18 protein-coding genes are annotated in these 25,119 nt (G+C 69.8%); 14 read left to right on the top strand and 4 right to left on the bottom strand.

What is annotated here, in order from left to right:
- Positions 1 to 86: 86 nt before the first annotated feature.
- Together IPK24_00705 and IPK24_00700 are read right to left on the bottom strand one after the other, a co-directional pair.
- A complete protein-coding gene (locus IPK24_00705; GenBank protein ID MBK8074093.1) occupies positions 87 to 1,523 on the bottom strand; it encodes a DUF2029 domain-containing protein in 1,437 nt (478 codons plus the stop codon).
- The gene (locus tag IPK24_00700; GenBank protein ID MBK8074092.1) at positions 1,520 to 4,114 is read right to left on the bottom strand and encodes a penicillin-binding protein; all 2,595 of its coding nucleotides are present in this window, start codon (positions 4,112 to 4,114) and stop codon (positions 1,520 to 1,522) included. Before IPK24_00700 ends, IPK24_00705 begins: the two co-directional genes overlap by 4 nt.
- Before the next feature lie 306 nt (positions 4,115 to 4,420).
- On the opposite strand from IPK24_00700, the gene IPK24_00695 reads away from it, so the two are divergent.
- The 3 genes from IPK24_00695 to IPK24_00685 all read left to right on the top strand — a co-directional run bounded on the left by IPK24_00695 (position 4,421) and on the right by IPK24_00685 (position 6,470).
- A complete protein-coding gene (locus IPK24_00695) occupies positions 4,421 to 5,041 on the top strand; it encodes a PadR family transcriptional regulator (GenBank protein ID MBK8074091.1) in 621 nt (206 codons plus the stop codon).
- Positions 5,042 to 5,101: 60 nt separating this feature from the next.
- The gene (locus IPK24_00690) at positions 5,102 to 6,175 is read left to right on the top strand and encodes an inositol-3-phosphate synthase (GenBank protein ID MBK8074090.1); all 1,074 of its coding nucleotides are present in this window, start codon (positions 5,102 to 5,104) and stop codon (positions 6,173 to 6,175) included.
- A gap of 103 nt (positions 6,176 to 6,278) precedes the next feature.
- A complete protein-coding gene (locus IPK24_00685; protein ID MBK8074089.1) occupies positions 6,279 to 6,470 on the top strand; it encodes a hypothetical protein in 192 nt (63 codons plus the stop codon).
- A 200-nt stretch (positions 6,471 to 6,670) separates the two neighbouring features.
- Here IPK24_00685 and IPK24_00680 read toward each other — a convergent pair whose 3' ends face one another.
- Positions 6,671 to 8,884 (bottom strand): 6-phosphofructokinase, encoded by a 2,214-nt coding sequence (locus IPK24_00680; protein ID MBK8074088.1) that lies wholly within the window; start codon positions 8,882 to 8,884, stop codon positions 6,671 to 6,673.
- Positions 8,885 to 8,970: 86 nt separating this feature from the next.
- Positions 8,971 to 10,170, bottom strand: coding sequence for a DUF418 domain-containing protein (locus tag IPK24_00675; GenBank protein MBK8074087.1), 1,200 nt, complete (start codon positions 10,168 to 10,170; stop codon positions 8,971 to 8,973).
- Positions 10,171 to 10,419: 249 nt separating this feature from the next.
- Here IPK24_00675 and IPK24_00670 point away from each other — a divergent pair, with 249 nt between their 5' ends.
- The 11 genes from IPK24_00670 (at position 10,420) to IPK24_00620 (ending at position 25,044) form a co-directional block, all read left to right on the top strand.
- Entirely contained in the window at positions 10,420 to 11,037 is a 618-nt protein-coding gene (locus IPK24_00670) for a PilZ domain-containing protein (protein ID MBK8074086.1), read from the top strand.
- 232 nt (positions 11,038 to 11,269) lie between these two features.
- The gene (locus tag IPK24_00665; GenBank protein MBK8074085.1) at positions 11,270 to 13,096 is read left to right on the top strand and encodes a HAMP domain-containing protein; all 1,827 of its coding nucleotides are present in this window, start codon (positions 11,270 to 11,272) and stop codon (positions 13,094 to 13,096) included.
- A complete protein-coding gene (locus tag IPK24_00660) occupies positions 13,093 to 13,758 on the top strand; it encodes a purine-binding chemotaxis protein CheW (GenBank protein MBK8074084.1) in 666 nt (221 codons plus the stop codon). The genes IPK24_00665 and IPK24_00660 overlap by 4 nt, the downstream gene beginning before the upstream one ends.
- A complete protein-coding gene (locus IPK24_00655) occupies positions 13,742 to 14,584 on the top strand; it encodes a methyltransferase (GenBank protein MBK8074083.1) in 843 nt (280 codons plus the stop codon). The genes IPK24_00660 and IPK24_00655 overlap by 17 nt, the downstream gene beginning before the upstream one ends.
- 21 nt (positions 14,585 to 14,605) lie before the next feature.
- Entirely contained in the window at positions 14,606 to 15,091 is a 486-nt protein-coding gene (locus tag IPK24_00650; GenBank protein MBK8074082.1) for a chemotaxis protein CheD, read from the top strand.
- On the top strand, positions 15,088 to 16,191 hold the full coding sequence (locus tag IPK24_00645; protein ID MBK8074081.1) for a chemotaxis response regulator protein-glutamate methylesterase: 1,104 nt from the start codon (positions 15,088 to 15,090) through the stop codon (positions 16,189 to 16,191). Before IPK24_00650 ends, IPK24_00645 begins: the two co-directional genes overlap by 4 nt.
- An 85-nt stretch (positions 16,192 to 16,276) precedes the next feature.
- Positions 16,277 to 17,335, top strand: a complete 1,059-nt coding sequence (locus IPK24_00640; GenBank protein MBK8074080.1) for a chemotaxis protein — start codon at positions 16,277 to 16,279, stop codon at positions 17,333 to 17,335.
- Between the two features lie 9 nt (positions 17,336 to 17,344).
- A complete protein-coding gene (locus IPK24_00635) occupies positions 17,345 to 17,713 on the top strand; it encodes a response regulator (protein ID MBK8074079.1) in 369 nt (122 codons plus the stop codon).
- The gene (locus IPK24_00630; GenBank protein MBK8074078.1) at positions 17,710 to 18,021 is read left to right on the top strand and encodes an STAS domain-containing protein; all 312 of its coding nucleotides are present in this window, start codon (positions 17,710 to 17,712) and stop codon (positions 18,019 to 18,021) included. The genes IPK24_00635 and IPK24_00630 overlap by 4 nt, the downstream gene beginning before the upstream one ends.
- The gene (locus IPK24_00625; protein ID MBK8074077.1) at positions 18,018 to 20,222 is read left to right on the top strand and encodes a chemotaxis protein CheA; all 2,205 of its coding nucleotides are present in this window, start codon (positions 18,018 to 18,020) and stop codon (positions 20,220 to 20,222) included. Before IPK24_00630 ends, IPK24_00625 begins: the two co-directional genes overlap by 4 nt.
- 106 nt (positions 20,223 to 20,328) lie before the next feature.
- Positions 20,329 to 25,044 (top strand): toll/interleukin-1 receptor domain-containing protein, encoded by a 4,716-nt coding sequence (locus IPK24_00620; protein MBK8074076.1) that lies wholly within the window; start codon positions 20,329 to 20,331, stop codon positions 25,042 to 25,044.
- The last annotated feature ends 75 nt before the right edge of the window (positions 25,045 to 25,119 follow it).

Below are 25,119 nucleotides of genomic sequence, written 5' to 3'. Positions count from 1 at the left end.
AAATCCCCGCACCCAGGGAGCGCGAGCGGTCCCCTGCGGAGCATGACCGGGTTTGTTTCGGGGTCAGTGGGTCAGCGCGTTCGAGGTCAGCGGGCGAGGAGGGCGTCGGGGCGGGAGGCGATCGGGCCGGCGGCGGGGTCGTCGGCGTCCGGGGGCGGTTCGAACTCGTCGACAGGGACGCGGACGGGGTCGAGCACCGGGTCGCGTGCGGCCCGGACGGCTTGGACGGCGAGCCATCCGATCGCGCTGCAGCGCACCAGGATCAGCACCAGGTAGAACCCCGCGGGCAGACCACGGTTGGCGGCATCGGCCGCCGCGATGTACAGCCAGACGCCCACGAAGTAGGCCAGTTCGGCCGTCGCCCAGATCAGGTGGTCACGCCAGCGCAGCCCGGCCAGGGCGATCAGTGGCAGCAGCAACAACCCCAGCTGCGGCGGCAGCGACTTGATCACGAGCAGTCCGGTGGCCAGGGCGAACAGGGCCAGGTGCGCCACCCGTGGGCGATACGGGGTGAGCAGCGCCACCGCCACGGTGGCCACCCCGACGACCAACAGCCCCAACAGAGTGATCATGGTGGAGGTGGGTCCACCGATGCCCTCGCCGGTGTACCACCACGACGCCGAGGTGGGCTGGCTCTGCGAGAACAGCGACGGGATCAACCAGAGCGAGCCGTATCCCGGTCCTGATTCCTTCCAGCCCTGCCAGGTGTCACTCAGGGCCTGCACCGGATGGGGGAACAGGATCACCCGGACGCCGACCCAGGCCGCAAGGCCCGCGCCGGCCGACACCAGCCAGACCCGCAACGCCCCGGCCCGTAGACACAGGCCCAACAAGGCGAATCCCACCACGGCCACCACCGGACGCGCCGTCGCCGCCAACCCCAGCAGCACTCCGGCCGCCACCGGCCGCGACCGTGACCAGGCCCAGAAGGTGCCTGCCACCAGGGCCACGGCCAGCAGGTCGTACGAGATCAGCGCCGTGCCCAACAGCACCGGCGAGACGGCGAGATGCGCGGCGTCCCACCGCCGGCGCCGTCCGGCCGCCAGAGCCACCGCGATCACGGCAGCGATCAACACCGCGGTGAGCACCCCGGCCGAGACGTCGAAGAACCGCCGCGACTCCACCGCCACCTCGTAGCGGCCGCGGACCCCGCTGGTGGCATCGACGACGCCCGAGACCAGCCACATCGCGGTGCCGGCCAACGGCGGCTGCCCCAGCCCCTGCGGCCCCAGGGCGTCCATCAGCGACGGCCGCGCGCTGGTGCCCAGGCTCTCGGACACGTACAGCACCGGGATGTCGCTGTAGCACGCGTGCCAGAAGTGATCGGGGGTCGACCAGCCCTCGGCGCGGCAGTGTTGCTTGGTCAGCACAGCGCCGATCATGGTCAGACTCGCCATCAGCACCAGCACCGGCAACGCCCGCCAGAACCCTGCCGCCGCCAGCCGCCGTCCGGCCGGGCCGCCCACGATGGCACTGGCCATCCGCGCGACCGGGTCACTGCGGGACGGCGCGCTGACGCTCATCCGAGACCGCCGGCCTGGTCGGCCGGCAACGGGGTGGCCCCGCCGTCCCCGGTCGGCGTGGGGAACGGCAGCGTCGGGGTGGGCGGCAACGGATCGGTGGGCATCGGCGAGGGGGGCATCGGCGACGGGCTGGTCGCATTCGGGTCCGGAGTCGGCAGCGTCGAACCGGAGGGCGTCGGGGTCGGCGTCGCCCTGGGCGCCGGGTTGACCAGTTCTCCCCCCCAGACCGGATCGGGGAACTGCTTCTTCTCGGCGCCGTCGAGGGCGTCCTTCATGAACGTCGTCCACAACCGCACCGGGAAGGTGCCGCCGACGATCTCCTGGCCCTGGTAGCGGCCCCATCCCTTCAGCTCGCCCTCGATCGACTTGCCACTCTTGTCGGTCAGCGGCCGGTACAGCGCCACCGCGGTGGACAGCTGCGGGGTGAAGCCGACGAACCAGGCCGACTTGTTGGACGAGGAGGTCCCGGTCTTGCCGGCCACCGGCCGGCCCAGGTTCTGGGCGTAACTGCCGCTACCCCGTTGCACCACCTGGCGCATGGCATGGGTGGCGTCGGCCATGACACCCGGCTCGAAGACCTGCTCGGCCTTGACGGCGTGCTGGTAGAAGGTCTTCTTCTTGTCGACGCTGAGGATCTCGGTGACCAGGTAGGGGGTGGCCCGCTTGCCCTCGGCCGCGATGGTCGCGTACGCGCCCGCCATGTCGATCACGTGCGGGGACGCCGAGCCGAGGATGTTGAGCAGGTTGCTCTTCAGACCGGCCGTCTTGTCCGGCAGGCCGGCACGCACCGCCACGGACCGGGTGAACGCCGGCGTCACCCGTTCGTTCAGCTGGGCGTACACCGTGTTGACGGAATTGGCCGTGGCGGTGAGCAGGTCGATCTGGCCGTACTGAGCACCGTTGCCCCGGCCGAAGTTCTTGGCCTCCTGAGCGCCCCCGTCATCGGCCTGCTTCAGCTTGTACGGGCTGCGACCGTTGAACCGGCTGCGCAGGTTCAACGGCTCGGCACCCTCCTGCTCGGGGTTGCCCTCCAGGGCAGCGATCAGGCCGAACACCTTGAACGTCGAGCCGGCCTGGATCTGGGCCTGGGTCGCGGCGTTGTACTGGGTGTCGTCGTCCCCGGCGTACACGGCCAGCACCGCGCCGTCCCCGGGTTTGACCGTCACCAGACCGACCTGGGTGCCCTCGGGCCACTTCGAGCGCGGACCGAGCACCTCGTCGACATCGGCCACCGCCTTGGCCGTGAGCTTCTTGTCGATCGTCGTCTTGATCAGGTAGCCGCCGGTGTTCAACTTGTCGCGGTCGATCCCCAGCTCGGGGTTGCCGGTGATCTCGGCGGCGATCATGTTCAGCAGGTGACCGCGCTGGCCACTGAGGTCGGGCCGTGGTGCCGACTTGTTCACCTTGGGCAGTCCGGCGCTCTCGATGGCCGCCTTCTCGGTCGGACTGAGCCAGGTCTCCTCGACCATGGCGGCCAGTACGCCCTGCCAGCGAATGGTGGCTCGCTGACGCGATTCGGGGCCGTCGATCGGGTCGTACAGCTCGGGCCCGTTGATGATGCCCGCGAGGTAGGCGCCCTCGGTCACGGTCAACTGACCGACGCTCTTGCCGAAGTAGGCCCGCGAGGCGGCCTGGATGCCGTACGCGTTGCGGCCGAAGTAGATCTTGTTCAGGTAGTCCTGCAGGATCTGCTCCTTGGGCACGTCCCGAGCCACCTTGAGCGAGATCACGAACTCACGCGCCTTGCGGGAGACGCTGCGGTCGGACTGCAGGAAGAAGTTCTTCACGTACTGCTGGGTGATGGTCGAGCCACCCTGCAGCGAGCCGCCGCGGGCGTTGTTCCAGGCCGCCCGGACGATGCCGCGCGGTGAGATACCGGCGTTGCTGTAGAAGGTGCGGTCCTCCGAGGCCAGGACGGCGCGCTGGACGGACAGCGGCACCTGCTTCAGGTCGACGTTGACGCGCTCGGTGGCCTTGAACTGCCCGATCGGGGTCCCGTCGGAGTAGACCGCGGTCGAGACCTGGGGCAGGTCCTTGGCCTGCACCGAGGGAATCGGGGTCATGACGTAGAACACGACGATCGCGGTGATCAGGGCCACCAGGCCGGTGAGACCGGAGCCGAACACGAGCTTCCAGGACGGGATCCAGCGCAGCACGCCGCGGCGTCCGGAGCGGGGGTAGTTGATCAGCCGGCGACGACCGCCGCCCGTGCCGGAACCGCCGCCACCACGGCGTGAACCACCGCCCGAACCGCCACCGAACCCGCCGCCCGAACCGCCACCGGCCAGCGCCGCGGCCTGCTCCGCCGGGGAGAAGAAGGCCTCGGGAGTGGTGGTCGGCACGTGGGCCGGGGCCGCTCCGTAGCCGCCGCCGTACCCGTCACCGTCATAGCCACTCTCATAGCCACCGGGCGTCGCCGCGAAGGGATGGCCCGGCTGCTGGGTCGGGTAGGCCGCCTGGCGATACCCATAGGGCGCCGGGTCGGCCGACGGTCCCCCGCCGGCACCGGCGCCCGGGTGTGGTCCCGCCACGGCGTCCCACCACGCCGGGGAGTTGTGCTCGCCGGGATTCGGCTGCGTCCTGCCTGCCACGTGTTGTCGTCCTCGGATTCGCTCGGGGACCGATCTCGGCTGTCGGCCCCACGATGCCCGATGTGGGCGCTTTCGTCGGGCCAGTATGCGCATCCCACCTGTGTGGGCCGGAAATCCCACTCAGGCGAGCGGGGCCAGGCTACGCCGACGCGGGGCGCAACGCCGACCTGACGGCCTGTCGCGCCGGGCGTCCATCCGTGGTGTGGCACACCCCCGTGGACGGCAAGGGGTTGCGTCCGGACATCCCCTCACCTAACGTTCGGATGTATCGGAGCGATACATCTACGGGATGCATCAGGAGGACCCATGGCACGCACAGGACGGCGCACCGACGTCCTCGAGCTCGCCGTCCTCGGCGTTCTGCACGAGGCCCCGATGCACGGCTACCAGGTGCGCAAGCTGCTCAACGGCCGCCTCGGCACGTTCCGGGCGTTGTCCTACGGCACGCTCTACCCGACCTTGAAGGGCCTGGTCGCCAAGGGCTGGATCCGCGAGAGCGCCACGGACGACGCGGCATGTGACGCGCCGCTGCCCGACGCCCCCCTCGCCGGGGCACTCACCGGACGGCGGGGCCGGATCGTCTACGAGATCACCGCCGAGGGCAAGGAGCACTTCCAGAACCTGGTGACCGACGCCGGGCCGCAAACCTGGGAGGACGACACCTTCGACGTCCACTTCGCGTTCTTCGCCCGCACCGACGCCGGCACCCGGCTGCGCATTCTCGAGGGGCGCCGGATGCGACTGCAGGAGCGGCGCGAGGCCGCCCGCGTCGCGATGCAGCGCACCCGCGAACGCCGCGACGCCTACACCCAGGCGCTGGCCCGGCACGGTCTCGAGGCCGTCGAGCGCGAGGTGCGCTGGCTGGACGAACTGATCGACTCCGAACGCGCCGGGAACATGACCCACCTCATCGAGCCACCCGCCTGACCCCGCCCCACCCTCACCGCCCCCGCCCCACCCTCACCGCCCCACCACGGAAGGAACACCATGGGTTCGATCCGCGTCGCCATCGCCGGAGTCGGCAACTGCGCTGCCTCCCTCGTTCAGGGAGTGCACTACTACGCCGATGCCGACCCGAGCGGCAGCGTCCCCGGTCTGATGCACGTGCAGTTCGGCGACTACCACGTGCGCGACATCGAGTTCGTCGCCGCCTTCGACGTGGACGGCAAGAAGGTCGGGCTCGACCTGGCCGATGCGATCGGGGCGTCCGAGAACAACACCATCAAGATCTGCGACGTGCCGCCGTCGGGCGTCACCGTGCAGCGCGGCCACACCCTCGACGGACTGGGCAAGTACTACCGCGAGACCATCACCGAGTCGGACGCCGAGCCGGTGGACGTCGTCCAGGTGCTGCGCGACGAGCGGGTCGACGTCCTGATCTCCTACCTGCCGGTCGGGTCGGAGGAGGCGGACAAGTTCTACGCGCAGTGCGCGATCGACGCCGGGGTGGCGTTCGTGAACGCGCTGCCGGTGTTCATCGCGAGTGACCCGGTGTGGGCCGAGAAGTTCCGCGCCGCGGGCGTGCCGATCGTCGGGGACGACATCAAGTCGCAGGTGGGCGCGACGATCACGCACCGGGTGATGGCGCGGCTGTTCGAGGACCGGGGGGTTGTCCTCGACCGGACGTACCAGCTCAACGTCGGCGGCAACATGGACTTCAAGAACATGCTCGAGCGTGACCGGCTGGAGTCGAAGAAGATCTCCAAGACCCAGGCCGTGACGTCGAACCTCGACCACGATCTGGGTGCCCGCAACGTGCACATCGGCCCGAGCGACTACGTGGCCTGGCTGGACGACCGCAAGTGGGCCTACGTGCGGCTCGAGGGCCGCGCGTTCGGCGATGTGCCGCTGAACCTGGAGTACAAGCTCGAGGTCTGGGACTCCCCCAACTCGGCCGGCGTCATCATCGACGCGCTGCGCGCCGCCAAGATCGCCAAGGACCGGGGCCAGGGCGGCCCGGTGATCCCCGCGGCGGCCTACTTCATGAAGTCCCCGCCGGTGCAGGTCGAGGACCGCCAGGGCCGCGCCGACCTCGAGGCCTTCATCCGCAACGAGGCCTGACAACCCCTCAACAACCTGCTCATGCTCCGCAGGTGACCGCTCATGCTCCGCTGGTGCGCTCCAGAAAGCCACATATCGGGCAGCGGCGCGGCACCTACGGAGCATGAGCCGGTTCGAGGGTGACGCGCGCGGCGCTGCAACAGGGGATGCCGGGCGGGCAGCGCCCGGCGTCCGAACCGGCCTTTCCGGTGCCGGTGCCTCGCGCACGCGACGCAGTCACCGAGCCCGAACCGGCGCTGCCCGGTGGATGCCGCCGCCGTGGAACGTGGTGCAGCGTTCGGCGATCTTCGTCTGAGCGCGCTCCCCTCACGCAGATGGTGAGCGACAACGTCGCGTTCCTGCGTCTGCAGCTCCGCAGCCCCTGGACCCGAGTCAGCCTGCCGCCCGCCCATGCTCCGCAGCGACCAGCATTCATACCCGAAATGCCGGTTTCATCCCCTCACCCGCGGAGCATGACCCGTCACCCACGGAGCATGAGCGGGTTTCTTGGGGTGGTCAGGTGGGGCGGTCGGCGAGGGCGGCGAGGGTGGGCAGGTGGGCGAGCCACCACTGGTCACGCGGGCGGCGGGACTCGGGGTCCAGGTGATCGGTCAGTCTCGCCAAGGGTGCCGTGCGGAGCTCGCCCTCGACCGAGCCCAGGTAGACCGCCTCGCAGCGGCCGTCGGCGCGTTGTTTGGTGATCACATCCAGCGCCTCGGTGACCAGGCGAACGGCCAGGATCCGATCGAACGGGGACGGCGCGGCGCCCTGCTGGACGTGTCCGAGCACCAGACTCCGGACGTCGAACAAGCCCTCGCTCTCCTCGGTGAACAGCCGGGCCAGGACGTCGCCGGTGTAGTTGTCGTTGGCCCCCTCGGCGCGCAGCACCAGGAACAGCCGGCGCCCGGCGCGGAACGCGGCCCGCATCGCCTCGAGGTCGCCCTGAATGCCCGGCAGGTCGACGCCGGTCTCGTGCAGGTAGACCCGCTCGGCGCCCCCGGCCAGGGCGGCCATCGTGGTCAGGTACCCGCAGCGACGTCCCATCAGGTCGACGATGAAGCAGCGTCGGTGCGCCCCGGCGGACTGCTTGATGCCGTCCAACGCCTCGACCGCCACCCCGAGCGCGGTGTCGGCGCCGATCGTGACGTCCGAACCGGGCAGGTTGTTGTCGATGGTCGTCGGCACGCACACGATCGGCAGCCGCAGCGCCGGGAACCGCGCGCTCTCGGCGACGAACGAGGCCGCCGACAGGTAGCCGTTGTAGCCACCGATCACCAGCAACGCATCGAGCCGGTGCTCCTCGACAGCCCGGCTGATGGCGTACAGGTGCTCGACGTCCGGGATCGCGCGCTGGGTACCCAACGCTGCGCCGCCCTCGGCGATCCACCCGTCGACCTCGTGCCACGACAGCTCGCGCACCGTCCCCGCAGCCGAGCCCGCCGCGAGGCCCTCGAACCCGCCGAACACCCCCATCATCCGCAACCCGCGGGCGATCCCGAGCCGCACCGCCGCGTACACGGCACTGTTCATGCCCGGCGCCAACCCACCGCTGTGGATCACGCCGACGCGCGGGGCGTCGTCCGGCAGCGCCTGCTCGGGCGGCGTGGCCGTCGCCGCCAGGATCTGCATCATCGTCGCGAAGGTGGCGCCGCGGGCCGCGACCGCCCCGGCCGTGTCCCCGGCGGACATCCGCACGCCCAGCTCTCGAGTCGCCGCCACCGCCGCCAGCAACGGCAACCGGCTGACCCGGCTGTGCTGCAGGCCGATCAGCACCGGCTCGGCCCCCGGGACGGCGTCCAGCACCTCGCGCGCCGCACCGTGACCGAGCAGGGTGCTCATCCACCGATCGAAGGCGCTCGGCCGCCCGCCACGCTGTACGTGACCGAGGTTGGTGACCCGGGTGTCCTCACCGAGCCGATCGCGCAGCACGGTCATCACCTGCTCGGCGCGGATCGGCTCACCCTGCGTGTCGACCGCACCTTCGGCGACGATCACCAGGCTGTCGCGGCGTCCGGCGGCCCGCCCGGCGCGCAGCGCCTCGCACAGCTCGTCCTGCCAGCCGGGTCCGGCGGGCTGCTCGGGCACGAACACGTAGTCGCAGCCGCCCGCGATCGCGGCCATCAGGGGCAGGTAGCCACAGTGGCGTCCCATCACCTCGACCACGAAGCTGCGCTGGTGGCTGGCCGCGGTCGAGGTGATCGCGTCGATCGCATCGACGATGCGGTGCAGCGCCGAGTCGGTGCCGATGGTCATGTCGAACCCGACCAGGTCGTTGTCGATCGAGCCGACCAGTCCGGCGATCATCAGGTGCGGGTGCCGCGCGGCGGTCTCGGCGTCCAACCGCCCGTCGGCGACCAACTCGCCGAGCAGGTCGGGCCACTCGGTGTGGAACTCGGCCGCCCCGGACAGGCTGCCGTCACCGCCGATCACCACCAGCCGATCGATGCCTTCGCGCACCAGGTTCAGCGCCGCGGTGCGTCGTCCGTCGCGGGTGCGGAAGTCGGCCGAGCGCGCGGTGCCGATCATGGTGCCGCCGCGGTGCAGGATGCTGCCGACGTCCTCCCAGTGCAGCCGGCGGATGCGGTCGCCGCCGTCCACCAGCCCTTGCAGGCCTTCGTAGACCGCGTACGGCTGCGCGCCTGCGGCGATCGTGCTGCGAACGACGGCGCGCAGCGCGGCGTTCATGCCCTGGGCGTCACCGCCGCTGGTGAGGACGGCGAGGCGGGTCATGGGCGTCTGGGTGTCGGACACGGCCTCGATCCTCTCTGGCGCGGCGTGACCCACGGTGAGCGACACCTTGCCCAGAGGTGTGATCTCTATGTCTTCCGGGGGAAAGGGTGGGTGAGGCGGCGGACGGCCCACTCGAGAGGGCCGCGGCGGCGGCGGAGCAGGCCGCCCAGAGCGAAGGCCACGAGCCAGAACACCGCCAGTTCGATCGTGGTCCCGGTCGCCGTGAGCGGGCCGGTCACCGAACCGCTGGGGGCGGCATCGTCCGCGATCAGCCTCGGGATCGTCTGCAGCAGCAGCAGGTGGCCGACGTAGAGCGTCAAGGCGATCCGTCCCGGCCAGGCCAGCACCCCGGCGATCGCCGGGCCGGGGGCGCGCGCCGTGGCGAGCCCGGCCGCCAGCGCATACGTGCTCGCGGCGACAGCCAGGATCTGGAGTAGTTCGAACGTCGTACCGCTGTGGTGTCCGGCGGTGAGCAGGCCCGACCAGTCCAGGGTCAACGGGACGCCGTAGACGTGGTCGACCGTCGCCACCGCCTCGTCAGCAGCGAAGCCTTGCGCCGACAGTACGGCCAGCGCCTCGGCCCGTGGCCGCCAGATCGCCTCGACCAGGGCCGAGCCCCCGAATCCGAGGCCCACCAGGGCCGCGCCGGTCGCCGCCAACTCGACCCATCGGGACGGGGCGAGAAGCCCGGCGCGGTGCGCCCCCCAGGCGATGAACATCAGCGCCAGCCAGGTCGGCACAGGGTAGGCGCCGTCCAGCAGCAGGGTGCGGGCCACGATCCGCGCGGCGTCCGGATCGGTCAGCGCCCCCCAGCTCACGTCGAGCGCAGGTGGCGGAGTCCGAAGCCGGCGACGGATGGCCAGCGAGATCACGGGCCAGGCGAGGGCGAGCGTCGCGCCCAGGGCGATCAGGCCCCATCCCAGCAGCCGACGGAACGCCGGGGCGATGACGAACAGAGCGCCATAGACGCACAGAATTACCAGCACCTGCTGGGCAACCGGTCGCACGAGCAGCCCCAAGAGGAACAGGACAACGCCCCGTAGCACGGTGGGCGACCAGGCACGCCACCCGGAGCCACCCCGAGCCGGCAGGGTCAACGACAGCGACACCCCCGCCGCGACCGCGAACATGCCCGCCGCGTACCCCGCCGCCAGGTGCAGCACCCGCCATGCCCCCGCCGGGAAGTAGACCCACGGTCCGCCGACATGGATCGCGATCATGCCCAGAATCGCGGCGGTGCGAGTCACGTCCAGCGCCGGCAATCGCCGCCCGGATTCCCCCGCCATGGCGACCATCGTCCCCCACCACCGTCGGGGGCGCCTCACCGTCAGGGCGCCACCACCCGAACCGTGGCTCGCGGCTCACCAGCACCCGTCCCCAGGGCTCCTGGGACCGGACCGCCTCACGCGCGTTCTGAACGCACCGTCCGGATGGCCGCAAGCTGGGCCGCTCGACGGCCGATACCTCGGTGAGGCAGAGGTCAGGTCCTCGCCGTCGATCTCGCAGGCCCCCGCACGCGGAGGGTGGAGAACACCGTGAACAACTCGCCGGCTCGGACCGGGGCACCGATAGCCGACCTCCTGGCCAGCCTGGACGCCGGCAACGAGGTAGGGCTGGTGGTCGCCGGGGCCACGATGACGGGAAGGATCCAGCACATCGGACCGGACACCATCAGTGTCCGGATCCCGGTGGCCGACCAACCGGATGGCCTGCGGCAGCGCCGGATGCACGGCGTCGCAGTGATCTCGGTGCGCGACGGTGCAGCCAACGTTCCGGTCTCGATCTGGCTCAAGGGCCACGACCTGCTCGTCCTGCAGTTGATCGGTCCGCCCGAGTTCATCCAGCGGCGGCGCTTCCGTCGGGCCGAGGTCGAGGTGCCGGCGACGATCCTCTGGCAGGACCCGCACACCGGGACCTGGTCCTTCGCCCGGTCCCGGACGCTGGACATCTCCCTCGGTGGGGTCAAGGTGGCCTCCGCTGCCACGGTGTGGCCGTCGCGAGGTGCCCTGGTCCGGGTGAAGCTCGACCTGCCCGGCGGTGAGGTGGACGAGCAGGCCCAGGTGATCGGCAAGACCGCCGGCTACGACCTGCGCCTGGAGTTCCAGGAGCTCAGCACAGCGACAGCGGCATCGATCCGCGCGCTGACGGGCTGAGCCGGGCGCACGGCCGGCTGGCTGCCGGGCCATCTCTGGTTCGACGGCTTCAGCCAACGTCCCCGGACGCCGATGTTCACACGTGACCAGTGGGCCGATCACGGCCCCACTGACCCATCCGGTGAAGGAAGATCACATGCTCAGGCGTACGAGTATCGGTGTCCGGTTGAACCTGCTCGTGTCGGCGTTCGCCGCTGCGGTGATCGGGCTCGTCGTTCTGGGGTTCGTGGGAATGGCCGGCCAGACTGCCGCCATGGACCGGCTGCACAACCTGGCCATCGCCGCCGAGACCGCCAAGACCGTCCAGTTCGACTTCGCGGACTTCAACGGGTGGCAGACCGCATACGCCTTCGACGTCGCCCGGCTGGGTCCGTCGGCCGCGGCCGACACCGCTGACTCCCGTAAGAACTTCTTGCAGTCCGTGGCACGCACCCGAAAGGACCTGGACCAGCTCACATCGCTCACGTCGGGGCTACCGGTGAACCGGCCCGAGCTGGTGGCGGCGACCGAGGGGGTTGCCGCCTTCATGAAGACCGATGACGAGATCGTGGCGCTGTACCGGCGGGGTGACGCGGCGTCGCGAGCGAAGGCGGACAACCTGGTGCTCGGCGCCGAGATCAAGGTCTTCACCGACGCCTCGGACCGGCTCGCGGGCATCGCCACCGACCTGGCCCAGGCGCAGGAGACCCAGAACAAGGACGCCGAGCGCAGCGCGGCCCTGACGACGTGGCTGAACGTGGGGATCGGACTCGGCGTCCTGATCCTGGTGATCGCCGGGTCGATCCTGATCGGCCGATCCATCCGGCGGCCGCTGAACGAGCTCTGCGAGGCCTCGGAGAAGATCGCTGATGGCGATCTCGACTTCACCGTCGACGCCACCGCCACCGACGAGCCGGGCAAGGCCTTGGCAGCGATCAGTCAGGTCCAGGAGAACCTGCGTGGACTGATCACCGATGCGACGGCCTTGTCAGAGGCTGCGGTCGAGGGTCGGTTGGACACTCGGGCGGACGCCTCGCGCCATCAAGGGGACTACCGCCGGATCGTGCAGGGCGTCAACGACACCCTGGATGCGGTGATCGGCCCGTTGAACGAGGTGAACCGGGTCCTGGCGGCGATGGAGCAGGGGGACCTGACCCAGAACATCACAGCGCAGTACCAGGGCCAGTTGGAGGAGTTGCGGGTCACCGCGAACAACACGATGACGACCTTGGCATCGACGGTGTCGGAGGTCGTGGCGGCCACGGATCAGCTGACGAGCGCCTCCAACCAGATCAGTGGCGCGTCCCAGTCGCTGTCGCAGGCGGCAACGGAACAGGCGGCCAGCGTGGAGGAGACCAGCGCGAGCATCGAGCAGATGGCGAGCAGCATCAGCCAGAACTCGGACAACGCAAAGATCACCAACGGGATCGCGAGCAAGGCCGCAGCGGAGGCCTCCGAGGGCGGCGGCGCGGTCCAGCAGACGGTGGATGCGATGAAGGAGATCGCCTCCAAGATCGCCATCATCGACGACATCGCGTTCCAGACCAACATGCTGGCGTTGAACGCCACGATCGAGGCAGCTCGGGCCGGGGAGCACGGCAAGGGGTTCGCGGTGGTGGCCACGGAGGTCGGCAAGCTCGCCGAACGCTCCCAGGTCGCCGCACAGGAGATCGGGGAACTGGCAGCCGGCAGCGTGAAGACCGCCGAACACGCCGGAATCCTGTTGCAGGAGATCGTGCCCAGCATCGGCAAGACCTCCGACCTGGTGCAGGAGATCGCCGCGGCGTCGGCCGAACAGACCGTGGGCGTGACCCAGGTGAACAGCGCCATGTCGCAGATGAGTCAGATCACTCAGCAGAACGCCTCCTCCAGCGAGCAACTCGCGGCCACCGCCGAAGAGATGATGAGCCAGACCGGCCAACTCCAGCAGCTCATGCGCTTCTTCACGGTGCCCCAGCAAGGACGTCCCGCTGTCGGCTCGCCCTCGACCCCGCCGGCAGTCGCCCCTGCGAAGGTCCCGCAGCCCCGCGTGCGCGAACAGGCACTCGCCATCGATGAAGCCAGGTTCGACCGGTTCTGAGGGAGATCGCTGTGACACAGACCGACGTCAAGCCGGCCACCGCGGACGCGGCGTCCGGTGGCCTGGCCGCTGCCCGCGGCAGTGCAGAACCGGGACGGTATCTGACGTTCGTCCTGGGGGGTGAGGTCTATGCGCTGGGGCTGCTGGACATCACCGAGATCATGGAGTACCGCCCCCTGACGGTGGTACCCATGATGCCGTCGTTCATCCGGGGGGTGATCAACCTTCGGGGCCGGGTCGTCCCGGTGGTGGACATGGCCGCTCGCTTCGGGCGGGGGAACACCACGGTGGCCCGACGGACCAGCATCATCATCGTCGAGGCCGCCGGCTATGCCGCGGCGATCGGCGACGACGGCGGGTCCCCGCACATCGGGATCATGGTCGACGCCGTGAACAAGGTGGTTCATCTGGGCGCCGACGACATCGAGCCGGCACCGGCCTTCGGCGCCGGGATCCGGGCGGACTTCATCTCCGGCATGGCCAAGTGGGACGGCGAGTTCATGATCGTCCTGGACGCCAACCGGGTGCTGTCGCTCCACGAGATGTCGGCGCTGGGCAGGGCTCACGTCCACGCATCAGCCACCGCCGCGGCCGAGCGTTCGGACCCGGCCCGAGCACTCGTCGATCCGGCGGAGGCGACCGGCGATGCTGCCCACTCGTGACTCGGCAGCTCGTGACCTACTGCCTGCCGGAGCCAGACTGACCACCGACGAGTTCGCGCGGATCTCTGCATTCCTGCTCGATCGGACCGGCATCGAACTGCGTCCGGGCAAGGAAGCAATGGTGGCCGGCCGGCTCGAACGGCGGCTACGCCACCACGGGATCACGACCTATGCGGAGTACGCGCAGTTGCTGAGCTCGGGCGATCCCGAGGAGACCCGCATCGCGGTCGACCTGCTGACCACGAACGAGACGTACTTCTACCGGGAGTCAGCGCACTTCGAGTTCCTGGCCGACGTCCTGCGGGACCGCCCGCCCCAGCCCCCGGTACGGATCTGGAGCGCGGCCAGCTCCAGCGGTGAGGAGGCGTGCACCATTGCGTTGACCCTGGCCCACACCCTGCCCGCGCGGAACTGGGAGATCATCGGGACGGACATCTCCTCGCGGATGGTCGAGACCGCCCAACGCGGGCTCTACCCGATCGACGCCGCACAGAAGATCCCGCTCGACATCCTGAAGCGGTTCTGCCTGCGCGGCCGTGACGAGTACGAGGGCTACTTCACCATCGAATCCGCGCTACGGCAGCGGATCCGGTTCCTGACCGCCAATCTGCTGGAGCCGGTGGGTCACCTCGGCGCCTTCGACGTGGTGTTCCTGCGAAATGTCATGATCTATTTCGGGCTGGACACCAAGCGGGCGGTCGTCGATCGGATCGCGGGCACGCTTCGGCCGGGCGGGTATCTCATCGTGAGCCACTCGGAGTCGTTGAAGGAGCTGGGATCCACTCTCGAGCTGATCTCGCCGTCGATCTATCGGAAGGCGGCGTGAGTGGTTGACGGCGGCCCAGTCATGGAGGTCCTCCTCCACCCGGGGGAGTTCTACTTCGGCGACGCCGACACCCGGATTCGGACCTTGCTCGGGTCCTGTGTCGCCATCACGGTGTGGCATCCATCGGAACGCATCGGCGGCATGTGCCACTACATGTTGCCGACCCGGCATCGGCGAACAGCGGGCGAGCCGCTGAACGGCAAGTACGCCGACGAGGCGGTGGCCTGGTTGCTGGAGCAGATGGCCGGCGCGGGAACCACTCCGTTCGATTACCAGATCAAGATGTTCGGGGGTGGCCGGCAGTTCGTCGACACCGTCTCGGCAGCCGCGATCGACGTCCCCGAACGCAACGTCCAGGTCGGTCTGGACCTGTTGGCCGCCAGCGGACTCACCCTCACGGCCCGGCATCTGGGCGGCACGGGCCATCGCCAGGTGATTCTCGATATCGCCACGGGTGACGTGTGGCTCAGTCACGTCGACCGGGCGGCGCCCGAGCTGATCCCATGACTCCGCCACCCCCGATCAGCGTCCTCATCGTCGATGACTCGGCCGTGGTCCGGCAGGTGCTCACCTCGGTCCTGGGCAACGCCCCGGGAATCACCGTGCTGGGTGCGGCGTCCGACCCGATCTTCGCCATGGATCGCATGAACCGGAACTGGCCCGACGTCATCGTCCTCGATGTCGAGATGCCCCGCATGGACGGGATCACCTTCCTGAAGAAGATCATGTCCGTCCGGCCGACCCCGGTGGTGATCTGCTCGACACTCACCGAGAAAGGGGCCGAGACGACCCTTCAGGCGCTGAGTGCCGGCGCGGTCGGATTCGTCACCAAGCCGCAGAGTGGACTGAAACAGTTCCTGGAGAGCGACGCCGGTGAGCTGGTGGTCGCCGTGAAGGCGGCCGCGGCCGGCAACATGCGCCGGATGCGGGCGGTCTCTCGTGGCCTGGTCGCCCCCTCGACGCCGGCGCCCGCACTGAGCGCGGCACGGGGCGGGACGGGCTCGGCGGACGCCGTCGGCGCGATGGCGGTCACCACGGACCGGCTGGTGGCCATCGGTACCTCCACCGGGGGCACCCAGGCCCTGGAGTTGGTGTTGACGTCCATGCCGCGACTCGGGGTCGGTGTGGTCGTGGTCCAGCACATGCCCGAGAAGTTCACGGCCGCCTTCGCCACCCGTCTCAACGGCATGTGTCAGTCCGACGTGGTGGAGGCGACCAACGGGGACCGGGTGCTGCCCGGTCACGTCTACATCGCCCCCGGGGGTCGACACATGACCGTGATCCGCGACGGTGCCCAGTACCGGGTGCAGGTCGACGACAACCCCCCGGTGAACCGGCACCGTCCCTCGGTGGACGTCCTGTTCGACTCGGTCGCCAAGGCAGCGGGCCGCAATGCGCTGGGCATCATCATGACGGGGATGGGCGATGACGGTGCCCGAGGGCTGCTCGCCATGCGCCGGGCCGGTGCCTCGACCCTCGGGCAGAACGAGGACACCTGCGTGGTCTACGGGATGCCGAACGAAGCGAGGGCGCTGGGGGCGGTGGAGCAGGAGGTGCCGCTGCAGGCCATCGCCACTCACATGAGCAGATACGCCGCGACCCGATGAGTCCGGAATCGGTGAGCTCGACGTTCGCGGGTGCAGGCGCGAGCCCATCGTGCCGACAAACAGGTGCACGAGGGAGGTGGACCACATGGTCGTGACCGTGGTGACGGCGCTCGTCTGCCTGGCGGGGGGCGCGGGACTCGGATACCTGGGTGCGCGCCGACGTCAGGCGACCGAACGGCCGGCGCGAGCTGACCAGGAGGCTGCACTCGGTGCCTTCCTGTCCAGCCTGGATGACTTCGCCGAGCAGGTCACGCCGGTCTGGTCGGCGCATCTGGAGTCCTCCCGGATCCAGATGCAGGAGGCCGTGAACGAGTTGGTGGCCCGGTTCGCCGGGATCGTCGGCCTCATCGAGAGCGTCCTGCAGTCCTCCCGACTGTCCGGCGGGGACGCCCACAGCGACGTCTTCGACACCAGCAGCCGACAGCTGGGGTCCGTGATCGACAGCCTCGACGGCGCGCTCGACATGAAGCGCCGAACTCTGGACGAACTGCGGGTGCTGATGGGACTCAACGGGGAGATGAAAGCCATGACGGCGGACGTCACCCGCATCGCGGGGCAGACACACCTCCTGGCCCTCAACGCCGCCATCGAGGCCGAACGCGTGGGCGAGGCAGGGCGCGCCTTCACGGTGGTGGCCAAGGAGGTTCGGCAGCTGGCGGACCTCTCGGGGGCCACGGGGGAGCGGATCGGCGTCAAGGCCGAGGAGGTCAGCGCCGCGATATCGGGGGCGTTGACCATGGCCGAGCGCAGCGCCGAGCAGGAGAGCACGCTCGTGGCCGACGCCAACACGCGGGTGCAGTCGGTGCTCGAGGACCTGCGACAGCTGGTCGACGGGCTGCGCGAATCCTCGTCCGACCTCGGCCGGGCGACCGAGAACGTCCAGCAGGAGATCGCCGCCTCGCTGGTGCAGTTCCAGTTCCAGGACCGGATCAGCCAGACGCTGGAGCACCTGCGCGAGTGCATCGACGCCTTCCCGAGCACGTTGGAACGTGCCCATCGAGGCGAACCGGACCAGCTGCGTCCGCTGGATGCTGCCGGTCTGCTCCAGCAGCTCAAGGACAGCTACACCATGGTCGAGGAGCATCACACCCACAGTGGTGGGACGCCGACCGTCGCGCGGGAAGCCGAGATCACGTTCTTCTAGGAGACCCACATGGGAAAGACGATCTTGATCGTCGACGACTCTGCTTCGGTGCGGCAAGTGGTCGGGATCGCGCTGCGCGGTGCGGGGTACGAGGTGATCGAGGGCGTGGACGGCGTCGACGGGTTGAGCAAGCTCGACGGGACGAAGGTCCACCTCATCATCTCCGACGTCAACATGCCGCGCATGGACGGGATCACCTTCGTCCGGGAGGTGAAGAAGCTGCCTGCGTACAAGTTCACCCCGATCATCATGCTCACCACAGAGTCGGAGGAACGCAAGAAACAAGAGGGACAGGCAGCCGGGGCGAAGGCCTGGGTGGTCAAGCCGTTTCAACCGCCGCAGATGCTCGCGGCCGTCTCCAAACTGATCCTCCCGTGAGCCACCCGCCGGAGCCCGTGCTGTCGATCGTGGGCGAACTCACCATCTTGACCGCGGGTGACGTCAAGACCGCACTGCTGGTAGCTCTGGAGGGCACGGACGAACTCACCGTGGATCTGTCGGGGGTCACGGAGCTGGACACCGCCGGTCTCCAGGTGCTGCTGCTCGCCAAACGCGAGGCGGCCGGGGTGGCCAAGACGGTGCGGTTCCGCTCCCCCAGTGAGGTGGTCATGACGATCCTGGCGATCACCCGCCTGTCACCGGACCTGGACGACGACCGCACGGCCGATCTGGTGGAGACGCGATGACGTTCGAGGACGAGATGGCGGCGGCCCTGACCACCTTCGTGGTCGAGGGTCGCGAGCTGCTGCAGGACATGGAGGCAGCCCTGCTCGGGCTGGAGGCCGGCGGTGACACCGCCGAGGTGGTCAACGAGATCTTCCGGGCCGCTCACACCATCAAGGGTTCCTCCGGACTGTTCGGCCTGGATCATCTCGTGCGCTTCACCCACGTGATGGAGAGTGTGCTGGATCGCCTGCGCACCCACGAGATCGCGGTCAGTTCCGATCTGGTGGGAACCCTGCTCCCCTGCCGCGACCACCTCGCCGAACTGCTGGAGGGGGTTCCCTCGGGCGCCGTCGAGTCGCCCGAGCAGGCGGCCGCTGGCGAGGCACTGATCGCTGAGCTCATGCCGTACCTGACGGGTGCACAGGGACCCGATGCCGCACCTGGTGACCCGGCCGCGCAGGACGCTCCCGCTCCGGATCGCCCGGACGACGCCGCAACCGCCCGCCGGCTGCATCTCAGCCTCCGATTCGGGCCGGACTGTCTGCGCAGCGGCATGGATCCGCTGTCGTTCATCAGCTATCTGAGCACGCTGGGTGAGGTCCAGGACGTGACCACGATCGCCGACCTGATCCCCGAGGCCGCCCTGATGGACCCCGAGGTCTGCTATCTCGACTTCGAGGTCACGTTGCGGACCGAGGCACCGCTGGCATCGGTCGAGGGCGTGTTCGAGTTCGTCCGCGACGAGAGTGCGATCCAGATCCTCGAACCGGACTGCCCTGCCCAGGCGTACCGCGACCTGCTGAATTCCTTCGGGGAGCACGCCGACCGCGTGGCGGAGGTCCTGGTGCGCACCGGGGCCGTGGGCGCCGAGTCGCTGGGCGCCGTGCCCGGAGCCGGACCGGAGGAGTTCGTGGGGTCGGCGCCGGTGGCCCCGCCCGTCGCAGAGGCGTCCGGGGAGCGACGAGGGGCGGATCGGCGGGTCGCGGATCGGCGAACCGGCGATCGACGGACCGAGGCCGGTGCCGCCTCGACGACAGCGGCTCGTCGTGAGGGCGCCAACATCCGGGTGGATGCCGACCGGCTGGACCGCCTGATCGATGTCGTCGGCGAGCTGGTCATCGCCGGGGCCAGTGCAGGACTGCGTGCCTCGCAGACCGGTGACGAATCCCTGGTGGGATCGATCGGTGAGGTCATGCGCCTGGTCGAAGAGGTCCGTGACAGCGCGCTGCAGCTGCGGATGGTGCCGATCGGCACCACTCTCGGCCGCTTCCAGCGCGTGGTCCGCGACGTCTCGGCCGACCTGGGCAAGGACGTCGACCTGGTGATCACCGGCGGCGAGACCGAGGTGGACAAGGCGCTGGTGGAGAAGATCGGCGACCCGCTGATGCACCTGGTTCGCAACTCGCTCGATCACGGCATCGAGCCCCCCGAGGTGCGCGCCGCCCGAGGAAAGCCGGCGCGGGGTACGTTGCGGCTCAACGCCTTCCACGACTCGGGCAGCATCGTGATCGAGGTGGCCGACGACGGGGGTGGGATCAACGCCGAAGCGGTACTGGCCAAGGCGATCGAGCGAGGCATCGTCGAGCCGGGGAGCACCCTCACCGACAAGGAGGTCTTCGATCTGATCTTCGAGCCCGGGTTCTCCACCGCCACAGCGGTCTCCAACCTCTCCGGCCGTGGCGTCGGCATGGACGTGGTGAAGCAGAACGTGGCGGCGTTGCGGGGCACGATCGACGTCGAGAGCACGGTCGGGGCGGGGTCCACGGTGCGAATCCGGTTGCCGCTCACGCTGGCGATCATCGACGGATTCATGGTCGGGGTGGCCGGTGCCACGTACATCGTGCCGCTCGATCGGGTGGTCGAGTGCGTGGAGCTGCCTGTCGGCAAGAACTCCCGCGATTGCATGGATCTTCGGGGCGAGGTGCTCCCGTTCATCCGTCTGCGCCAGCTGTTCAACGCGTTCGGCCAGCGCCCCCGCCGGGAGAGCGTGGTGGTCGTCGAGTACGCGGGCATGAAGGTGGGCCTGGTCGTCGACTCGCTGATGGGCGAGTACCAGACCGTCATCAAACCTCTGGGACGGCTGTTCAGCCACGTTCAGGGCATCGGCGGGTCCACGATCATGGGCAACGGCGACATCGCCCTGATCATCGACGTCCCCATGTTGATCCGGCCGTACGGCGATCGCAGCGGCAGCGCAGCCGCTGTCGGGGTGTCAGCCTAGAAGGTCCCGCGCTCCCCCGATGTCGGGCCGCGACGGGTCGCGGACCCCGTAACCGGTCCGCCCCACGGCATGGCGGACACTCCCGCCGCCCGGTGACAATGTCCCCATGGCGATCACGGACGTCGACCCGCTCGTCTTCGTGAGCTATCGGCGCAGCGATGCCGCCGGCCACGCCCGCGCCCTCTACCGCGACCTGTGTCGCCGATTCGACAAGGACCGCATCTTCTTCGACCGGGAGTCCCTCGAGGCCGGAAGCGTCTTCCCCGAACGCCTGCGGGAGGGCATCCAGTCATGCCGGGTGTTCCTCGCCCTCATCGGACCGGACTGGCTGGACGCCCGGTCGGCGGACGGCGGCCGCCGCCTCGATCGCGAGGACGACGTGGTCCGCCAAGAGCTCGCCACCGCACTGGACCTCGGCAAGGCCATCATCCCGGTGACCTTCGACGACACCCCGGTGCCACTCGCCTCCGACCTGCCGCCGCCGCTGCGGGCACTGGTCGACCACGACGTCCTGATGCTGCGCGGCAAGAACCTCGAGTACGACACCCAACTGGAAGAGCTCGTGCGGCTCCTGACCCGGGTTCCCGGCATGCCCCGGCCATCGCCACCCGAGCAGGGGGTGCTGGTGGGTGCCGGGCTCGACTTCGACGTCTACCGACGTGGCCGCTACGTGCCGATCCGCCCTCGGGTGCCACTGCGTGCCGCGTTCAAGCCCCTGATCGAGGACCGCACCCAGATCTTCACAGGCCGTCGAGACGTGTTCCGACGGATCATGGAGTTCGCTGCCCGTCGCGACGGTGGCTACCTGGTCGTGACCGCGCCACCGGGGTTCGGCAAGACCTCCCTGGTGGCCAACCTCGTCGCGGCCACGCCCGAGGCCTTCGCCTACCATTTCTTCGCCCCCGTGTACGGCGCCGAGACCCTCGACGAGACGTTCTTCCTGCAGAACGTGGTGCAACAGATGAGCGCCTGGGACGATGCGGCACAAGAGGTTCCGGACTCGCTCAATGAGCTCCGGGCGCTGTACCAGCAGCTCGTCGAGACACCGCGTGAACACAGCCAGGTGCTGGTGCTCGACGGGCTCGACGAGGTCGGTTCCTGGCGGCTGGCCCCCTATCTGAGTCGGCGGGTGCCCCCGAATCTGCACATCATAGTCACCGTCCGCGACGTCGGGCAGGACTGGCGAGCCGACTACGAGTTCCCTCGGGATCAGGTCACCCCGTTGCCACTCGGCGGTCTGGACCGGGAGGAGGTCCGTGAGCTGTTCGCCGGACTCGGCACCCCGGACGACGGCGTCATCATCGACGACGACCTGCTGACCGAGGTGATGTCACGTGCCGCCCACGAGGACGATCCACGCCTGGGTGCCGACCCGTTCTACGTCCGGTTTCTCGCCGAGGACGTCGCCGCGGGCCGGATCACCCCGCGCGACGTGGCCCACCAGCCGCACGGCCTGGACGCCTACCTGGACCGCTGGTGGCAACAGATTCGGCAGCTGGCTGGCGACACCCCGATCCGCGACCTGTTCGGCACCCTGGCGGCCGCCGTGCGCCCGATGTCACGGGCCGAGTTGGAGGCCGTCAACCCGAGTCTGCTGGACGACTGGTCGGGGGACTTCTTCGACCAGGTCCTCGAGCGGGTACGCCGGATGGTCCGACGGCACGAGGACGGTCGCTACAGCCTGGTGCACCCCAGGCTTCGCCGCTACATCGCCGACCCTCGACGGATCGGCAAGATCAGCGACTACCGGGGGAGGCTGCTCGCCTATTGCGAAGGGTGGCCGCAACACCGCAGCCCGTACGCCCTGACGGCCCTCGGGGCGCACCTGCTCGAGGCCGGCCGACTCGACGATCTGTATCGACTCCATTCGGCGGAGTGGATCGCGGCGCACTGGTCCGTACTGGGCACCTATGCAGCCCTCGTCCGGGATCTGGACGCGGCAGCCAAGGCACTCCTCGGCGTGCCGGAGGCGGACCACGCACGGATCGCTGCCTTCGTGGTCGCCCGTCAGACCGCCCGGGAACTCATGCTGTCCTTCCCCGAGGAACTCTTCACCGCGTGGGTCGCGGACGGTGACGTGGACCGGGCGCTGGCCTGCCTGCGGGAGGTCAGCTCCGCCCGAGGCCATGCCGTCGGCGTGCTCACCGCAGTGGCGACGGCGATCCTCGATCAGGGCAACGACCACGACGGCCGTGCCGACCACGCCGGCGAGCTCGCGCTGCGCGCGGCGGATGAGATCCGCCTGATTCGCATGACGAACCAGCAGTACGGCGCCCTGGTCGACCTGGTGGAGCTGCTGCCCGTGGACCGCGGACTACCCGAGGCCGCTCGCGGGCGACTGCTCGCGATGGTCGACGAGTTCATCCGCCAGGCCCCGGACGACGTCCTGCGGGCTGCCTCGCTCGGGGCCCTCGCCTCCGCGCTGAGCTCGTCCACCCCCGATCTGGCGCGAGCGCGCGACCTCACCGATCAGGCTCGGGCCGCCGCCGCGACCATCCAGTCCCCTGCGGACCGGGCGTACGTGTGCAGGGCGCTGCTGCCGGCACTCGAGGCCCTGACCCCGGACGCCGTCTTGTCGGAGCTGGAGCTGCTGGTCGATCACGGGGCGGCGGTGTTGCGGCACGGCTCCCTCATGAAGAACCCGTTCTTCCGGCTGCTGGACAGGTGGCGCCCCCAGGCCGGCCCCGATCAGGATCGGGCGGCCCGCCTCCTGCTGCGGGCGGCGCAACTGTGCTTGGCGGAATCCGAGGACTATCTGGGCGCCGCCCTGACCAGCATCGTGCCGCACCTGATCCGGCTGGGCCGCTCCCCCGAGGCGTTGGCGCTGCTCGACAGCGGTCTGCAGTTCGATCAGGTCGAGGGCACTCGCGCGATCTGTGCGTCGGTCGTCGAGCTGCGCGAGGTCGCCGCCGACCAGCTGCCGCAGTGGTTGGCCCTGGCCGTCGAGGCGACCGATCCGTCCTTCCACGAGATGCCGATCAACCGTGAACTCTTCACCGAGGTGGTGGTCGGTGCCCTGGCCCGGACCGGCGACTGGGACGCCGCGGTGGACCTGATGCGCACCGTCAGGCCCCGCGAGCTGGCCAGGGTCGCCCTCGGGCTGCTTCGACTCATCGCCACCACCGATGGCCCGGACACCGCGGCTCGGGAGGCGCGAATGGATCGAGTGGCAGCCGTGGTGGAGGAGTTCGGTGAGCAGATCCCGTCCGACGACCGAGCCCGGGTCGCCGCCGTCTGGGCACAGGCCGCCGAACCCGCACGAGCCACGCGCGAACTCGCCCGAGCCAGTGCGCTGTGTCTGGCCCACCTCCCCGAAGGCGACTGCGACGTCCTGCGCCGGATTCAGGTGGCTGCACTGCACCAGTCCGGTGCCCACCAGCACATCGCCGGCGTTCTGCGCGCGATGACCTGGGTGACGACGGTGTCCGCGGCGACGGCGGCGCTCGTCCAGTCCGATGACGTCGCCGCGGCGGATCGTTCTCGCTGTGCGCTGGCCCTGCTCGAGGAACTGAGTGCTCGCCGCGGTGCCCCGCTCTACGGCGAGGCGCTCCGGACGGCGGCGCCACTGGTCGCTCGCGTCGCGCCCGACGACCCGGTGCTGGCGGACCAGCTGGCCCAGCTGCTCCTCGCCGGCACGGACGACGTCCCCGGGGGCGACGAACGCCTCATGGTCGCCACGACCGTGGCCGCCGGTCTGGTCGGGGTGGAGGTCGACCGAGGCGCCCGGGCGCTGGCCGGCGTCCTCGGCTGGATTCGAGCGCTCCAGGCCCAGGGCTTTCGGCCGTCGGTGCACACCGTCGAGCTCGTCGCAGACCAGTTGGCGTCGGTTGTCGGCGCGCTGGGCGAGCGCTCGACACCCCTGGAGGAGGAGCTGGCGGCTGTCGTCGACGTCGTCGGCGCCGACGACGTCGTGGACAGCTTCACCGCCCGGGCAGCGCAGTGCCGAGTGCTGGCGCAGCACGACATCACGGCGACCCTCGTCACGCTCGAACGCATGGTGCCCGAGATCGCGGATCTGGCCGAGGTGTCCTCGCCCGCCCTGTACCTGACCCGCATGATCGCGGACCTCACGGGTCGGCGCGTGGGGGCCAACGAGGTGCAGGCGCGCGCGGTGCGGGTGCTGGCCGACACGACAGCCCGCTGCGCCCACCGATCGGCCGACGAGGCGTTCCGGGTGCTCGAGCTGATCGTCGATCAGGCGGTGTCGATCCTGAGCCCACTCGATCGGGCGCAGGCGCTCGTGGCCGTGAGCTCCAGCCTCCCCCTCGGGCCGGCGGCCTGGTCCCCTCGGTGGCCGGACCTGGTGATCGGGGCCCTGCAGCGGGCCTCATTCGAGGATCCCGGGCTCCGGTCCACCGTCCTCGAGGCAGGGGTCGAGGCGCTGTGCGCCGTGGCCGACCCGGAGACCGCCGAACGGCTGGCCGAGCGGGAGGAGGACGAGGTCGCACTCGACCTGCTCCGGAACCAGGTCATGATCGCCCGCGAACGCGCCGAGCTGGGGCGACTGACCGTCTTCGAGGAGGCGTGTGTGGCCGGCGGCAACGGTCAGTTGGCCGGTGCCGTGCTGCACTCGGTGCGGGTCGAGGACGACGCCGACGGGGTGCTGCGGGCGCTCAGCGAGCTGCTCGTCCACGAGCAGACCGGGGTGCGGCGCGCCCGGCTGCTCTCGGACTTCGTTCCGGCTGTCGCGGCGCCGCTGTTCGCCCTCGGCGGGACGCCGGCGCTGGACCAGATCATCATCGAGATCGAGCGGTTCGACCGTGCCTTCGTGGACGCCGCCTGGCTGATCGGCCCACCAGTCACCTCGGCCGGCTCCGGGTAGCCGGGTCCGCGCCCTCAGGAACCGTAACCGTCACCGGCGGAGCATGAGCGGGGTTTGGGTTGGGGCGGGGTGACC

The sequence above is a fragment of the Kineosporiaceae bacterium genome (genome assembly GCA_016713225.1).
Taxonomy (GTDB): Bacteria; Actinomycetota; Actinomycetes; order Actinomycetales; family Kineosporiaceae; genus JADJPO01.
The sequence above is the reverse complement of the archived record's forward strand: the minus strand, read 5'-3'. Positions and strand labels throughout refer to the sequence as shown.